Origin of the sequence: Bradyrhizobium niftali (genome assembly GCF_004571025.1) — a bacterium.
Classification (GTDB): Bacteria; Pseudomonadota; Alphaproteobacteria; order Rhizobiales; family Xanthobacteraceae; genus Bradyrhizobium; species Bradyrhizobium niftali.
Map to the genome: position 1 here is coordinate 100,058 of NZ_SPQT01000011.1, position 16,486 is coordinate 116,543.

Consider the following 16,486-nt stretch of genomic DNA (forward strand, 5'->3'; position numbering starts at 1 on the left):
GCGCCATGAATGTTCTGTCTTCCGTCGACACCAAGAAGATTGAGGCTGCCGAGGTCGTGGATGAGCTCTGGTACAAGGACGCCATCATCTACCAGCTCCACGTCAAGGCGTTTGCCGACAGCAACCATGACGGCATCGGCGACTTCGCCGGCCTGACCGAGAAGCTGCCCTATCTCCAGGAGCTCGGCGTCACCGCGCTGTGGCTGCTGCCGTTCTATCCTTCGCCCGGGCGCGACGACGGCTACGACATCGCGGATTACGGCTCGGTCAATCCCGATTTCGGGACGATGAAGGACTTCAAGCGCTTCATCCAGGAAGCGCAGAAGCGCGGCTTGCGCGTCATCACCGAGCTCGTCGTCAACCACACCTCGGACCAGCACAAATGGTTCAAGCGCGCACGCCGCAGCCATCCGGGCTCGAGCGCCCGAAATTGGTATGTCTGGAGCGACACCGACCAGAAATACCAGGGCACGCGCATCATCTTCACCGACACGGAAAAGTCGAACTGGACCTGGGATCACGAGGCCGGCGCCTTCTACTGGCACCGTTTCTTCTCGCACCAGCCGGACCTCAATTTCGACAATCCGCGCGTGGTCAGCGCCCTCATCCAGGTGATGAAGCGCTGGCTGGACGCCGGCGTCGACGGCTTCCGGCTGGATGCCATTCCATATCTCTGCGAGCGCGAGGGCACCTCGAACGAGAACCTCCCGGAGACGCATGCGATCATCAAGCGTCTGCGCCAGGAGCTGGATTCCTACTCCAAGGGCAAGCTGCTGCTGGCCGAGGCCAATCAATGGCCGGAGGACGTGCAGGAATATTTCGGCCGTGGCGACGAATGCCACATGGCCTACCATTTCCCGCTGATGCCGCGCATCTACATGGCGATCGCGCAGGAGGACCGCTTCCCGATCACCGACATCCTGCGCCAGACGCCGGACATTCCGGCAAGCTGCCAATGGGCGCTGTTCCTGCGCAACCACGACGAGCTGACGCTGGAAATGGTCACCGACGTCGAGCGCGACTATCTCTGGACCACCTACGCCAACGACCCCCGCGCCCGCATCAATGTCGGCATCCGCCGGCGCCTCGCGCCGCTGATGGACAATGACCGCCGCAAGATCGAGCTGATGAACTCGCTCCTGCTGTCGTTCCCCGGCACGCCGATCATCTATTACGGCGACGAGATCGGCATGGGCGACAACATCTATCTAGGCGACCGCAATGGCGTGCGCACGCCGATGCAGTGGAGCCCGGACCGCAACGGCGGCTTCTCGCGCTGCGACCCGGCCCGTCTCTACGCGCCGCTGATCATGGATCCGGTCTACGGCTATGAATCGGTGAACGTGGAGGCGCAGTCGCGCAGCCTGTCGTCGCTGCTCAGCGCCACCAAGCGGCTGATCTCGGTGCGCAAGTCGACGCTCGCCTTCGGCCGCGGCACCATGACCTTCATCCGCCCCGCCAACCGCGCCGTGCTGGCCTATGTCCGGCAATATGGCGACGAGGTGATCCTCTGCGTCGCCAACCTCTCGCGGGCGGCGCAGGCGACCGAGCTCGACCTGACGCCGTGGAAGGACCGCATCCCGCAGGAGATGCTCGGCCGCACCCGCTTCCCGGCAATCGGCGAGCTGCCCTACATGATCACGCTGGGGCCGTACGGCTTCTACTGGTTCCAGCTCATGGAGCGCGACAAGTCCGAGCCGGTGACGTCGCGAGCGGTGCCGGAGTTCGAGACGCTGGTCGTACCGGTGAATTCGAACTGGGTTTCTCTCGCCCGCGAGCGCGGTGTTTTCGAACGCGACGTGCTGCCGGGATTCTTGTCACGGACGAGATGGTATCCCGAGCATAATCCCAAGCAAATCGAGACCGCGCTGACCTCGGCGGTGCCGTTCTGCGACATCGGTGACAACCGGCCCTGGATCGCGTTCTTCGAGACCAAGCAGGAAGACGGGGCGACACGCTACGTGATGCCGTTACAGATCGAGTGGGTGCGCTTCGACCGCGAGCGCTTCAATCCGAGGGCGCTCGCCGCCGTGCGCCAGGGTGCGCGCGAGGGCACGCTGCTCGACGTCGCGACCGACCAGATCTTCATCGGCCTGTTCCTGCGCAACCTGTCGCAGAACCTGGTGGTGGAAGAGAACAATCTGCGGCTCGAGTTCAAGGCGACCAGCCGGTTCGCCGATTACACCATCAAGGAGCCAGAACGCATCCGCGCGATCGAGCAGTCGAACAGCACTGCGCTGGTCGACAACCAATACGTCGCCAAGATCTATCGCCAGCTCGAAGGAGGCACCAATCCCGAGATCGAGATCGGCCGCTACCTCACCGAGATCGCTCGCTTTGCCAATACGCCGGCGCTGCTCGGCAGCGTCGAGCTGGTCGAGGGCGATCAGCGCAGCACGCTCGGCGTGCTGCACGCCTATGTCGAGAACCAGGGCGACGGCTGGGCGGTGACCACGGGCTATCTCGACCGCTATATCGACGAGCAGCGCGTCTTCCGGGCGGACGAAGCGCCGCGCGAGACCCAGGAGCAGGCGCCCTACCTGCACTTCATCGCGCAGATCGGCCGGCGCCTCGCCGAGCTGCATGTCGCGCTGGCTGCGGCAACGCCCGATGAACTCGCTCCGGAGCCGATCGGCTCCGCCCATGTCAAACACTGGGTCTCCGACCTCAAGGCACGCGCCGAGCGGGTTTTCGAGCGACTGGCCGACAGCCGCGACGGCCTGCGGGAAGCGGACCGGCCGCTGATCGACCAGCTCACGGCAGTGCGCTCGAGCCTGCCCGACCGCCTGAATGCGCTCTTGCCATCCGACATCGACGGGTTGAACATCCGTCATCATGGCGACTTCCGGCTCGGGCAAATTCTGATCGTGAAGGACGATATTTTCATCATCGACTTCGACGGCGATCCGCGTCTGCCGCTGGCCGACAGGCGGCGCAAGGCGCCGGCCGCCCGCGACGTCGCCGGCCTGATCCGCTCGATCCATCTTTCGGTTAACGCGGCGCTTGGCCGAGCCCTTTCAGGAGGTACCGACGAGCAGAGCCGGCTTGTGGCCGCGCTCGCCGAATGGCGCGTGCGCGCCACCACGACCTTCCTGTCCGCCTATCGCGAGGCCGTGACCGATCGGCGATTGTGGCCGGAAGCTCCGCAGTCCGCGGAAGGCCTGTTAAGGTTTTTCCTGCTTGATCAAGCGTTCGACGAAGTAGAGTACGAGCTGTCCCACCGACCTGAGGGGCTCCATGCGCCGCTGACCGGACTGCTTCGCATTCTGTCCAATGCCGAGAGCGAAGCCCATGCCTAAACTACCAGCCGAGGCCTACGCGATCATCGAGGGCCGCCACGCCGACCCCTTCCACTATCTCGGGCTGCACCCCGAGGGCGGCAAGAGCGTGGTGCGCGCCTTTCTGCCCGAGGCCTCCAATGTCGAGGCGGTCGGCGAGCACGGCGAGGTCGCCAGGCTCGACCGCGTCCACGACGCAGGCCTGTTCGTCGGCGCCTTGCCGAACGGCTCGAAGCACTACCAGCTGCGCGCCAAATTCGGCGACAACGTCGTCGAGTTCGAGGACGCCTACCGCTTTCCGCCGATCCTGACCGATTTCGACCTCTATCTGCTCGGCGAAGGCACCCATCAGCGCCTCTACGACAAGCTCGGCGCGCATCCGATGCGGCTCGAAGGCATCGACGGCATCGGCTTCGTCGTGCTGGCGCCGAATGCGCGTCGCGTGTCGGTGGTCGGCGACTTCAATTTCTGGGACGGTCGGCGCCATCCCATGCGGGTGCGCGGTGCCGGCTATTGGGAATTGTTCATTCCGCATGCGAAGAACGGCGATCACTACAAGTTCGAGGTCATCGGCCCGCATGGCCATCTGCTGCCGCTGAAATCCGACCCGCTGGCGTTTGCGAGCGAGGTGCGGCCGAAGACGGCCTCCATCGTGTTCGACGAGGCGCACCTGCCGCGGCCGCGCCCGGCGCCTGATGGCATCAATGCGCTGTCGGCGCCGATGTCGATCTACGAGGTCCATCTCGGCTCGTGGCGGCGCAAGGGCGACAATGAATGGCTCACCTACCGTGAGCTGGCCGAGCAGCTGCCGGCCTATGCCCGCGACATGGGCTTCACTCATCTCGAATTCCTCCCCGTCAGCGAGCACCCGTTCGACGGCTCCTGGGGTTATCAGCCGACCGGCCTCTATGCGCCGACCAGCCGGTTCGGCACGCCGGAGGATTTTGCCGCGCTGGTCGACGCCTGCCACCGCGAAGGCATCGCCGTGCTGCTCGACTGGGTGCCCGGTCACTTCCCGGACGATCCGCACGGGCTCGGCAGCTTCGACGGCACCTCGCTCTACGAGCACGCCAACCCGCTCCAGGGCCGGCACCTCGACTGGGGCACGCTGATCTACAATTACGGCCGCACCGAAGTGACGAACTTCCTGGTGTCGAACGCGCTGTTCTGGCTGGAGCGCTACGCGATCGACGGCCTGCGCGTCGATGCCGTCGCGTCCATGCTCTATCTCGACTACAGCCGTCCGCCCGGCGCCTGGATTCCGAACCAGTATGGCGGACGGGAGAACATCGAGGCGATCGATTTCCTGCGCCGCTTCAACACCGAACTGTTCGCCCGCTTTCCGCAGGCCACCACGGCGGCAGAAGAATCCACGGCATGGCCGCAGGTCTCGCGCCCGGTCGAATTCGGCGGGCTCGGCTTCGGCTACAAGTGGAACATGGGCTGGATGCACGACACGCTGAACTACATCAGCAAGGATCCCATTCACCGCAAGCATCATCACGGTGAGATCCTGTTCGGCCTGCACTACGCCTTCTCGGAAAACTTCATCCTGCCGCTGTCGCATGACGAGGTCGTGCACGGCAAGCGCTCGATCCTCGGCCGCATGCCCGGCGACGAATGGCAGCGCTTTGCGAATCTGCGCGCCTATTACAGCTTCATGTTCGGCCATCCCGGCAAGAAGCTGCTGTTCATGGGCGCCGAGATCGCGCAAAGCGGCGAATGGAATCACGACCGGTCGCTCGACTGGCACCTGCTCGAATACAAGTATCATTCCGGCATCCAGGCGCTGATCCGCGATCTCAACCGGCTCTATCGCGCGGTGCCGGCGCTGCATCAGATGGACTGCGACCAGGCCGGTTTCGAATGGCTGATCACCGATGACGCCAACCGCAACGTGTTCGCCTGGCTGCGCAAGGGGATCGACGCGCACGCGCGCTGTCTGGTGATCGTCAACTTCTCCCCCAACGTCTATCGCAACTATCGCGTTCGCGTGCCGTTTGCCGGCAAGTGGAAAGAGGTACTCAACTCGGACTCCGCCCATTATGGCGGCAGCAATGTCGGGAACATCGGCGAGGTTCATGCCGTTGACGGCAAGACGCCCGAGCTCCGCCTCACCATCCCGCCGCTCGCCGCGATCTTCCTCGTTCCGGAAAGCTGACCGATGCGCCTGACTGCTGGATCGCCCGCACGCCTCGGCGCAAGCTGGGACGGACGCGGCACCAACTTTGCGCTGTTCTCGGCCAACGCACAGAAGGTCGAGCTCTGCCTGTTCGACACGCAGGGCCGCCGCGAGCTCGAGCGCATCGAATTGCCGGAAAGGACCGAGGACGTCTGGCACGGCTATCTCAACGACGTCTCGCCGGGCCAGCTCTACGGCTATCGCGTGCACGGCCCCTACGAGCCCGAGCACGGCCACCGCTTCAACGCCAACAAGCTGCTGCTCGATCCCTATGCCAAGCGGCTCGCCGGACGGCTGGTCTGGAGCGATGCGCATTTCGCCTACCGTACCGGCAGCCCGCGCGAGGACCTGTCGTTCGACCGGCGCGACAATGCGCGCGGCATGCCTAAAGCCGTCGTGGTCGACGAGACCTTCAACTGGGGCCGGCGCGAGATCCGCCCCAACATCGCATGGGAAGACACGATCATCTATGAGGCCCACGTCAAGGGCCTGACGCAGAAGCGCGACGACGTTCCGCCGAATTTGCGCGGCACCTATGGCGGCCTGTCATCGCCGGCAATGATCGAGCACCTGAGGAAGCTTGGCGTCACCACGGTCGAGCTGCTGCCGATCCACAGCTTCGTCGACGATCGCATATTGGTCGAGAAGAAGCTCGCCAATTACTGGGGCTACAACACGCTGTCCTTCTTCGCACCCGAGGCGCGCTACGCCCAGGACAACGCGCTCGATTCCTTCCGCACCACGGTCGCGCGCCTGCACGATGCCGGCATCGAGGTGATGCTCGACGTCGTCTACAACCACACCGCCGAGGGCAACCATCTCGGCCCGACGCTGTGCTACCGCGGCATCGACAACGCCTCCTATTACTGGCTGAACCGCGAGAACCCGCGCTATTACGACGATTTCACCGGCTGCGGCTCGTCGGTGAACCTCACCCATCCGCGCGTGCTGCAGATGGTGATGGATTCCCTGCGCTACTGGGTCGAGGTCTGTCATGTCGACGGCTTCCGCTTCGACCTCGCCACCACGCTCGCACGCGGGCCGAACGGTTTTGATCGCGGCATCTCGTTCCTGACCGCGATCCGGCAGGATCCGGTGCTGGCAGCCGTCAAGCTCGTCGCCGAGCCCTGGGACCTCGGCCTCGGCGGCTACCAGGTCGGCGCGTTCCCCTCGCAATGGTCGGAGTGGAACGACCGCTATCGCAGCGCCATGCGCCGCTACTGGAGCGGCGAAGGCAGCCTGATCGGCGACATCTCCAGCCGCATGACTGCATCATCCGACCTGTTCAACCACGACGGCCGGCGGCCGCGCGCCAGCATCAACCACATCACCGTGCATGACGGTTTCCCGCTGGCCGACCTGTTCAGCTACAACGAGAAGCACAACGAGGCCAATGGCGAGGACAATCGCGACGGCTCCAACGACAACCACAGCAACAATTGCGGTGTCGAAGGGCCGACCGACGATCCCGCGATTCTCGGCTTGCGCCGCCAGCTTCGCAAGAACGTGCTGGCCTGCCTGATGCTGGCGCAGGGCGTTCCCCTGCTTCTCGCCGGCGACGAGGTCGGCAATTCGCAATCCGGCAACAACAACGCCTATTGCCAGGACAACGAGGTCGGCTGGGTCGGCTGGGGCAATCTCGGCAAGGACGGCGACGACATGGTCGATTTCGTCGCCGATCTCGCCGACATCCGCCGCCGCTTCTCGCAGCTTCGCAGCCATCGCTGGCTCGACGGCCGGCCCAAGGACGGCCTCTCCTACGGCGCATTGTGGCTGACGCCTGCCGGGGAAGAAATGACGGAGAACGACTGGAAATTCCCGGAAGGGCGGTTCCTCTCCTATGTGATGGGGCCGATGGAACCGGGCGGCGCCGCGATCTTTATCGTCCTGAACGCCGCCCCCGAAGAAATCGCATTCAAATTGCCCAAGATGACCGAATACAAGAGCTGGCAGCAGATCCTCAACACGACCGATGCCAAGCTGAACACGATCGACTTCCCGCCAGGGAGCGACAGCAAGGCACCGCCGCGCTCCGTGCTCGCCTTTGCGGGGGCGCTATGAGGCCATCCTTCGGCGCGAGGCCGACCAAGGACGGCGTGTCGTTCCGCCTGTGGGCTCCCGGCGCGCGACGCGTCGATCTTCTGCTCGACCGAAGGCACGCGATGCAGCGCCGGCAGGACGGCTGGTATGTGGCCGAGATCGCCGGCCTGACCGCCGGCAGTCCCTACAAATTCAGGATCGACGACGAGATCGACGTGCCCGATCCGGCCTCCGCCTTCCAGCCCGAGGACGTGTTCGGCCCGAGCGAGGTGATCGATCATGACGCCTTCGCCTGGCGCGCGCGCGACTGGCGTGGCCGTCCATGGGAAGAGACGGTGTTGATCGAGAGCCATGTCGGCACCTTCACGCGGGAGGGTACCTACCGCGCCATGATCGACAGGCTCGATCATCTCACAGCAACCGGCATCACGGCGTTTGAACTGATGCCGCTGGCCGATTTCGCCGGCCGCCGTGGCTGGGGCTATGACGGCGTGTTGTGGTATGCGCCCGACAGCGCCTATGGCCGTCCCGAAGACCTGAAGTCGCTGATCGACGAGGCGCATCTGCGCGGGCTGATGGTGTTCCTCGACGTCGTCTACAATCATTTCGGCCCCGAAGGGAATTACCTCGGCCGCTATGCGCCGAGCTTCTTCACCGACGCGCACACGCCCTGGGGCAGCGCCATCGACTATCGCGTGCCGCAGGCGCGGGCCTTTGCGGTCGAGAACGCGCTGTCCTGGCTCGGCGACTATCGTTTCGACGGCCTGCGGCTCGATGCCGCCAACCACATCATGGCAATGCCCGGCGAGCAGTCGATGCTGCAAGACCTCAGCGTCGCCGCCGGCGAGCTTGCCAAGGCCACGGGACGGCACATCCATCTCGTGCTGGAGAACGGCGACAACCGCGCCAGCCTGCTCGACGCCGCGCAGGAGCCGCCGAACGGCAAATATCGCGCGCAGTGGAACGACGACTATCACCACGTCTGGCATGTGATGCTGACCGGCGAGCTCGCCGGTTATTACGCCGACTACCAGACGCCGCGCATGGATCTCGCACGCGCGCTCGCCTCGGGCTTCGTCTACCAGGGCGAGATCTCGGAGTTCTGGGGCAAGAAGCCGCGCGGCGAGCCGAGCCGCGAGCTGCCGCCGGCGACCTTCGTCAACTTCCTGCAAAACCACGACCAGATCGGCAACCGTCCGCTCGGCGACCGCCTCGAAAGCCTGGCATCACCGCGGCAGATCGAAGCCGCGCTCGCGGTCACGCTGCTGGCGCCGATGGTGCCGATGCTGTTTCAGGGCGAGGAATGGGGCTCGAAGGTCCCCTTCCCGTTCTTTTGCGACTTCCAGGGCGGGCTGGCCGACGCCGTGCGCAAGGGACGCAGGCAGGAATATGCCTGGGCTTACGAGAAATACGGCGACGAGGTGCCCGACCCGCTCGATCCGGCAACACCCTTGTCGGCCGTGCTCGATTGGAGCGGCCGCACGCCGGAGCAGGACGCACGACTTGCGCTGGTGCGTGACCTGCTCGCGCTCCGCCGCAAGGAGATCATGCCGCGACTGAAAGGCGCGAGCTTCGGCGACGCCGAGGCGGCCGACAGCGGCCTGCTCCGCGCGCATTGGCGCATGGGTGACGGCACGACGTTGCGCCTCCTCGCCAATCTCTCGGATCACGAGATCATTTCCACTGACAGCGCGGGCACGCCGATCTGGGGCGGCGCGGCCGGCGATCGGCTTCCGCCCTGGTCGGTGGTCTGGCGCCTCGGAGGTTGACATGCCTCCGGCCATTCCTCTCGCGACCTACCGGCTTCAGCTCACCGCCGATTTCGACTTCAACAAGGCTGCCGCGGTGGTGCCCTATCTCAAATCGCTCGGAATCACGCACCTCTATGCCTCGCCGGTGATGAAGGCGCGCAAGGGCTCGACGCACGGCTACGACACCGTCGATCACAGCCAGTTCAATCCGGAGCTCGGCGGCGAGGCCGGCTTTGCGCGGCTGAGCGAGGCTCTCAGGCAGAACGACCTAGGCCTCATCATCGACTTCGTGCCGAACCATGTCGGCGTGCATTTTGCCGACAATCCCTGGTGGCTGGACGTGCTGGAATGGGGACCGACCTCGCCGCACGCGGTCGCCTTCGATATCGACTGGGATCTGCTGCCCCACCGCGCCCGCGGCGGCGTGCTGCTGCCGATCCTCGGCTCGTCCTATGGCGAGGCGCTGGAGCGCGGCGACATCGAGCTGCGCTACGATGCCGGGGAAGGCAGCCTTTCCGCCTGGTATTTCGAGCATCGCCTGCCGATCGCCCCGGAGCGCTATGGCGAAATGCTGCGGATGTTCGTGAAGGAAGCCGATGCCGCCGAGACGGAGGCCGGCAAGCGCCTGCTTTCGCTCGCGGCCCGCTACACCGGGCTGCGCCGGCCCAACCGCAAGGAAGCCCCCGGCTTCAAGGCGGAGCTGAAGGAGATCGCGGGCGCGGCCGACATCATCGCGCGCGGCCTCGCCGCCTATCGTGCGGCCAAGGACCGTCCGGCGCAGACGCTGGCGCTGCATCATCTGCTGGAACGCCAGCACTACAAGCTCGGCCACTGGCGGCTCGCCTCCAGCGACATCAACTACCGCCGCTTCTTCGACGTCAACGGGCTCGCCGGCCTGCGCGTCGAGGACCCCGGCACGTTCGCTGCCACGCATCGGCTGGTGAAGCAGCTCGTTGCCGACGGCAAGCTGCACGGCATCCGTCTCGATCACGTCGACGGCCTGCGCGATCCCGCCCAGTACTGCCAGCGGCTGCGCCGGCTGGTGCGCGACGCGCAAGGCAACACCAAGCCGTTCTACACCGTGATCGAAAAGATCCTGTGCGAGCACGAGCGCCTGCCGCAATTCGCCGGCGTCCAGGGCACCACCGGCTATGAATGGATGAACGTCATCACGCAAGTGCTGGTCGACGCCAAGGGGCTGGAAGCGCTGGACGAGACCTGGCGGCAAGTCAGCAATCGCCCACCGCGGCTTGCACCTTACGTCAAGGAGGCCAAGCGGCGCGTGCTGGAGACGCTGCTCACCAGCGAATTCATCGTGCTGACGCGCCTGCTCGCGCGCATCGCCAACGGGCATTACTCGACCCGCGACTTCTCGGCCGACAGCCTGCGGCAGGCGCTCGAGCTCTACGTGCTGCATTTCCCGGTCTATCGCACCTATCTCACGACAAGCGCGCCGGCCGCGCACGATCGCAAGCTGATCGACGACACCATCGCGCGTGCCCGTGCCGAGTGGTTCGCCGCCGACGAGGGCATTTTCGACTTCCTGCGCGATGCCCTGACCATGGACCTGCTCAAGCCCGGCCGGCCCCCGCACAGCGCCCCACGCGTGCGCCGCTTCGCGCTGAAGGTGCAGCAATTCACCGGGCCGGTGATGGCGAAATCGCTGGAGGACACCGCGTTCTACCAATTCCACCGGCTGCTTGCGCTGAACGAGGTCGGCGGCGATCCCGCCAGCACCGGCCTTACCATTCCCGCCTTCCACGAGGCCATGCGAGCGCGTGCCAGGGAGTGGCCGCAAGGGATGACGGCAACCGCCACCCACGACACCAAGCGCGGCGAGGACGCCCGCGCCAGGATCGCAGCACTCAGCGAAATCCCCGGCGAATGGACCAGCGCGGTTTCACGCTGGAAAGTGCTGAACGCGCCGCACCTCGCACTCCACGGCAATCTGCGCGCGCCATCGGCAACGTTCGAATACATGCTCTACCAGACCCTGCTTGGCGCCTGGCCGCTGCAGAGCCCAGCGGATGCGGGTTTCGTGGAGCGCATCCAGGCCTACGCGCTGAAGGCCGCGCGCGAGGGCAAGGAAGAGACGAGCTGGCTCAATCCCCACGAGATCTACGAGACCGGACTACGAGACTTCGTCGCGAAGATCCTCGATCCTGCGCAGTCGGGCGAATTCCTGGGGGCACTGCAAACCCTGGCGCGCCGCGTCGCGCTGCTCGGCGCGTTGAACTCGCTGAGCCAGCTCACCCTCAAGGCAACGCTGCCGGGCGTCCCGGACTTCTACCAGGGCACCGAATTCTGGGATCTGTCGCTGGTCGATCCCGACAACCGCCGTGCGGTGGATTTTTCCGCGCGGGATACGGCGCTGGGTTCGCTGTCCGGTCCGGACTGGAGCAGCCTGATCAAGGCCTGGCCGGATGGCCGCATCAAGCTGGCCTGGACGCGGCACCTTCTCAAGCTGCGCAACGAGCTCGCCGGCGTTTTTGCGCAAGGCGACTACCAGTCGCTGGAGGTCCATGGCGCGCATGCCGATCATGTCATCGCTTTCGCCCGTCGCCACGACCGCGCTGCGGCGATCGTCGTGGTTGGGCGGCTGTTCGCGCCATTCACGCAAGGCGGCCGGGAATGGCCCGCACTCGAAGGTTTTGACGCCACCATCGACATCACCGGCTACACCGCGCCGGGACTTGCGGGCAACGAACTGCCGGTCGCGCAGGCTTTCCGCGATTTTCCTGCGGCCGTCATCGAGGCCCGCACTGCGGGCGCCATCAGGCCTGCGCGGCAGCGCGTGCGCGCCTGAAACTCACTTTCTCTCGTCCTTGGTCAGCAGCAACTGCCCGCGCTTGCGGATGGTCGCCTGCGCCATCTCGGCAAAGCGCTGCAACAGCCAGGGCAGCACGACCTGCACCTTGACCTGGTCGTCGGAGACGTCGACCTGGCCGGTGGCAATCTGCCCGAGCGCACGGATGCGAAAACTCATGCTGTCGCCGCTCCAGCGCTCCTCCTCGACCTGCATCACGGGAATGCTCGCCGCCGCGCGGCCAAGCCCGGTCTTGAGCCGGCGCACCGCTTCCTCGCGGCCGAGACGATGGGGAATTGAAACGACAAGCGGTGCTGACATGGCCTTGCCCTGCGCTGATTGAATCTCACTTCATCATGCCGGCCCGAGCGGCAAAGGTTCCATGCAACTTGCACCTGTCGCCCCGTTTCACAACCGGAACTTTAAAACCTGCGGCAAGTTGCCCCCGCACCAAGGGACAGGTGCAACGACCCTTTCAACAAAGGGCTGGAGGAGACTAGCATGTCTATCGGTACGATCATTCTGATCATTTTGGTCATCGCCCTGCTCGGCGGCTTCAGCGGCATCGGCGGCGGACCGTTCTACGGCACCGGCTATTACGGCGGCGGCGGCCTCGGGCTCGTCATCGTCATCCTGCTGATCCTGCTGCTGCTGGGACGGATCTAGCCACGCAACGGTCTTGTAGGATGGGTTAGCCGCGAGGCGTAACCCACCTCTTTGGTTTCCGCGGAAACAGAAGTGGTGGGTTACGCTACGCTAACCCACCCTACTTCACCTTCCCCGCGAGCTTCTTCATCGCGGCCTTGATCGACGCGGCCGCATCGTCATAGCCCTCCCACGCTTTCGAACGCGCCAGCAGGCCCGGCACCGTCCGCACCGTATATCGCTTCGGATCGAGATCGCCCTTCACCTGCGCCCAGGTCACCGGCATCGACACGGTTGCGCCGTCGCGGGCGCGGGGCGATAGCGGGGCCACCGCCGTCGACAGGCGGTCATTGCGCAGATAGTCCAGAAAGATCTTTCCGTTGCGCAGCTTCTTGGACATGTTGAGCAGATAGCGCTCGGGATCGTCATCCGCCATCCACTGGCAGACACCTTGCGCGAACGCCTTGGCCTCCTTCCAGCTCACCTTGTCGCGCGCGCCGTGGAGCAGCGGCACCACCACGTGAATGCCCTTGCCGCCGGTGGTCTTGCAGAAGCTGTCCATGCCGACGTCGGTGAGCCGCTGCCGCATCTCCTTCGCGGCCTCGACGACGTCGGCGAAATCGACATCCGGCGCGGGGTCGAGATCGAACACCAGCCGTCCCGGCGTATCATAGGCGTTAGGGGCACAGTTCCAGGGATGCAGCTCGAGGCCGCCGATCTGCGCGACCGCGGCAAGTCCCTCGACGCGATCGATCTGCAAATACGGCTTGCGATCGCCGGAAACCTTGGCGAGCTCGAGCAGGTTCGAGGTGCCCTGCATGGCATGGCGCTGGAAGAATGTCTCGCCGCCGATGCCGTCGGGCGCGCGCAGGATCGAGCAGGGGCGCCCTTTCAGGTGCACGATCATCCAGCCGCCGACCGCCTCGAAATAGCGCGCAAGATCAAGCTTCGTGACGCCGTCGCCGCCGTCCGGCCACAGCTCCTTGTCCGGCTTCGAGATCACGACGCCCATGACCTCGGCGGCTGCATCTTTCTTCTTTCCGGCCTTCACCGGAGCGCGCTTTCCGGCAGAAGGCCTGGCAAGCTCGGTATCGGCGGGCGTTTCCGCCTCGACCTCCTCGGCCGGCTTGTCCTGCCGCAGCCCCTTGAAGGCGGCCTGACGAATGTTGCCGTCGGCCGTGAAGCCGGCGAATTCGATTTCGGCGACGAGTTCAGGCTTCAGCCAGTGCACGTCCCGGGTCTTCTTCGGCGCGTTCTTGCCGCCGAACGGGCTGTCCTTGGCCTCCATGGCCTTAAGGGACGGCATGATGCGCTTGACCGTGTCGACGCCGAAACCGGTACCGACCATGCCGACGAAGGCGAGGTGATCGCCACGATGCACACCGGCCATCAGCGAGCGGAATTTGCCGTTGGTGGTCTTCCAGCCGCCGATCACGACCTCATGCCCGGCCCGGCATTTTGCCTTGATCCAGCTCTCCGTCCGCCCCGATCGGTACGGCGCGTCCAGCTTCTTCGACACCACGCCTTCAAGCTCGAGCTTGCAGGCCGATTGCAGCACGGCGTCGCCGCCGCTCTCGAAATGCTCGACATAGCGGATCTGGTTCGATTTCCGCTTGCGCTGCTCCAGCAATTCCTTGAGCCGCGCCTTGCGCTCCCCGAGCGGAAGGCGACGATAGTCGCGGCTATCGGCGAACAGGAGATCGAAGGCAAAGAAGATGAGGTCCTCGGTCTTGCCATCCGACAGCGCGGCCTGGAGCGAGGAAAAGTTCGGCGCGCCGTTGTGGTCGAGCGCGACGATCTCGCCGTCGATCATGGCCTCCGGCAGCGCGTTCGCCTCCTTCGCGATGGAGGCGAACTTGTCGGTCCAGTCGAGACCCTTGCGAGTCTTCAGCGTCGCCTTGCCGTCCTCGATACGGAGCTGGACGCGGTAGCCGTCGAACTTGATCTCGTGGCACCAGCCGTCGCCGGCCGGCGGACGCTCGACCGGCGTGCAGAGCTGCGGCGCGACGAAATCCGGCATCTCCGAGACCGTTTTGGCATTCGCAGCGGTCGTGGCTCTCTTCTTTGCAGCCTTGCCGGCCTTCAACGCCGCGCGTGGCGCCGGCGCGACGGTCCGCCCCTTCGTCTCCTCGACGCGGTTGGACTGCCACACCGCATCGGCCTTGCTCTTGGTGCCCTTCGCCAGCATGAACGGCTTTGGCGCGCGGCCTTTGCCTTCGGCGATCTGCGCCATTGCGCGGCCGGAGGCGACCGACTTGTCCTCGGCAAGGATGTCCTCGCTCTCACGGGCATATTCGTCGCGATGCTTGATCAGCAGCCAGTTGGTGCGCTTGCCGCCATCGCGATCGTTGCGCATGCGGACCAGCACCCAGCTTCCGTGCAGCTTCTCGCCGTGCAGCGTGAACTTCAGGTCGCCTTTCTTGAAGCCACGTTCGGGGTCCTCGGTCTCCCAGGTGCCGCGGTCCCACAGCATGACCGTGCCGCCGCCATATTGCCCTTCCGGAATCGTTCCTTCGAAATCGCCATAGTCGAGCGGATGGTCCTCGACCTCGACCGCCAGCCGCTTGTCGTGCGGATCGAGCGAGGGCCCCTTCGTCACCGCCCAGGACTTGAAGACGCCATCGAACTCGAGCCGGAAATCGTAGTGCAGCCGGGTGGCGTCATGCTTCTGGATCACGAAACGCCGCTGTTTCGAGGAGGCAACCGCGGCCTCGCCGGAGGGCTCGGGCGTCTTCTCGAAGTCCCGCTTCTGCCGATAGGTGGAGAGTTTTCGCAGCACGACCGGTCCCGCATTTCTTTCGGCTTCGAGCCTATCACGGCAAAAGTCCCACCCGGAACCAAAACCCGACGGGCCGGTTGGAGTTCCAAAATGCCTTGAAAACGCTGGAGAACGGAATGGCCCCCCGTGCCTATTGGAAGGGAACGTTGAAGCTGTCGCTGGTCAATTGCCCGGTCGTGCTCTATCCCGCAACGACCGCCGCCGAGAAGACCCGGTTTCACATGATCAATCGCGAGACGGGCAATCGCCTCAAGCAGCAAATGATCGATTCGGAAACCGGCGACGTCGTCGAAGATGGCGAGAAGGCCCGCGGCTACGAGCTGCGCAAGGGCAAATATGTCGAGATCGAGAAGGAGGAGCTCGAGGCGGTCCAGATCGAGAGCAACCACACCATCGACATCGAGAGCTTCGTCCCCCGGGACGAGATCGACAAGCGCTATCTCAATCACCCCTACTACGTCGCCCCTGACGGCAAGGCCGCGCTCGACGCCTTCGCCGTGATCCGCGATGCCATGAAGGACGAGGAGCGCGTGGCGCTCGCAAAAATCGTGCTTACCAACCGCGAGCACATCATCGCGATCGAGCCGCTCGGCAAGGGCCTGCTCGGCACCACGCTACGCTTCCCTTATGAGCTCCGCGACGAAGACCAGTTCTTCGACGACATCAAGAGCCCGAAGATCACCAAGGACATGGTCGAGCTCGCCGGTCACATCCTGCACACCAAGGCCGCGCATTTCGATCCGAGCAAGTTCAAGGACGAATACGAGACCGCGCTGAAGGCGCTGGTGAAGCGGAAGGCGAGCGGCAAAACAATCGAGCCGCCGGAGCCGGAGGAGCGGCCTAGCAATGTCGTCAGCCTGATGGATGCGCTGAAGCAGAGCCTGAAGGGGCGCGGGGGAGGACGGACGTCGGCCAAACAGCATGGGCGGCGGACGACAGGACGGCATCGCAGCGCGAAGAAGACGCATAGGTCTGCGGCAAGGCATCGCAAGGCGAGCTAATTGC

At 64.9% G+C, this 16,486-nt stretch carries 9 protein-coding genes; 7 read left to right on the forward strand and 2 right to left on the reverse strand.

All coding sequences use genetic code 11. The annotated features are described in order from the left end of the window. Positions 1-5: 5 nt before the first annotated feature. From treS to treY, 5 genes are read left to right on the forward strand one after another with little or no spacing between them, the layout of a single operon-like run. Positions 6-3,299 carry a maltose alpha-D-glucosyltransferase gene (gene treS / locus E4K65_RS20220; protein WP_135175661.1) on the forward strand — a complete coding sequence of 1,098 codons (3,294 nt, stop codon included), beginning with the start codon at positions 6-8 and terminating at the stop codon, positions 3,297-3,299. Then, positions 3,292-5,439, forward strand: a complete 2,148-nt coding sequence (gene glgB / locus E4K65_RS20225) for a 1,4-alpha-glucan branching protein GlgB (protein WP_167770968.1) — start codon at positions 3,292-3,294, stop codon at positions 5,437-5,439. The genes treS and glgB overlap by 8 nt, the downstream gene beginning before the upstream one ends. A 3-nt stretch (positions 5,440-5,442) precedes the next feature. Continuing rightward, complete coding sequence (gene glgX, locus E4K65_RS20230; RefSeq protein ID WP_135175663.1) at positions 5,443-7,521, forward strand: glycogen debranching protein GlgX; 2,079 nt, start codon at positions 5,443-5,445, stop codon at positions 7,519-7,521. After that, the gene (treZ, locus tag E4K65_RS20235; protein ID WP_135175664.1) at positions 7,518-9,269 is read left to right on the forward strand and encodes a malto-oligosyltrehalose trehalohydrolase; all 1,752 of its coding nucleotides are present in this window, start codon (positions 7,518-7,520) and stop codon (positions 9,267-9,269) included. The genes glgX and treZ overlap by 4 nt, the downstream gene beginning before the upstream one ends. Position 9,270: 1 nt before the next feature. Continuing rightward, the gene (treY, locus tag E4K65_RS20240) at positions 9,271-12,057 is read left to right on the forward strand and encodes a malto-oligosyltrehalose synthase (RefSeq protein WP_135175665.1); all 2,787 of its coding nucleotides are present in this window, start codon (positions 9,271-9,273) and stop codon (positions 12,055-12,057) included. A gap of 3 nt (positions 12,058-12,060) precedes the next feature. Here the strand turns inward: treY and E4K65_RS20245 are convergent, their stop codons facing one another. Next, positions 12,061-12,378, reverse strand: a complete 318-nt coding sequence (locus E4K65_RS20245; protein ID WP_135175666.1) for a polyhydroxyalkanoic acid system family protein — start codon at positions 12,376-12,378, stop codon at positions 12,061-12,063. A gap of 180 nt (positions 12,379-12,558) precedes the next feature. Here E4K65_RS20245 and E4K65_RS20250 point away from each other — a divergent pair, with 180 nt between their 5' ends. Beyond that, complete coding sequence (locus E4K65_RS20250; RefSeq protein ID WP_007595743.1) at positions 12,559-12,723, forward strand: DUF3309 family protein; 165 nt, start codon at positions 12,559-12,561, stop codon at positions 12,721-12,723. Between the two features lie 100 nt (positions 12,724-12,823). On the opposite strand, the gene ligD is transcribed toward E4K65_RS20250, so the two are convergent. After that, entirely contained in the window at positions 12,824-15,481 is a 2,658-nt protein-coding gene (gene ligD / locus E4K65_RS20255; protein ID WP_135175667.1) for a DNA ligase D, read from the reverse strand. A 116-nt stretch (positions 15,482-15,597) separates the two neighbouring features. Here ligD and ku point away from each other — a divergent pair, with 116 nt between their 5' ends. Further along, on the forward strand, positions 15,598-16,482 hold the full coding sequence (gene ku / locus E4K65_RS20260; protein WP_135175668.1) for a non-homologous end joining protein Ku: 885 nt from the start codon (positions 15,598-15,600) through the stop codon (positions 16,480-16,482). Positions 16,483-16,486 lie beyond the last annotated feature (4 nt).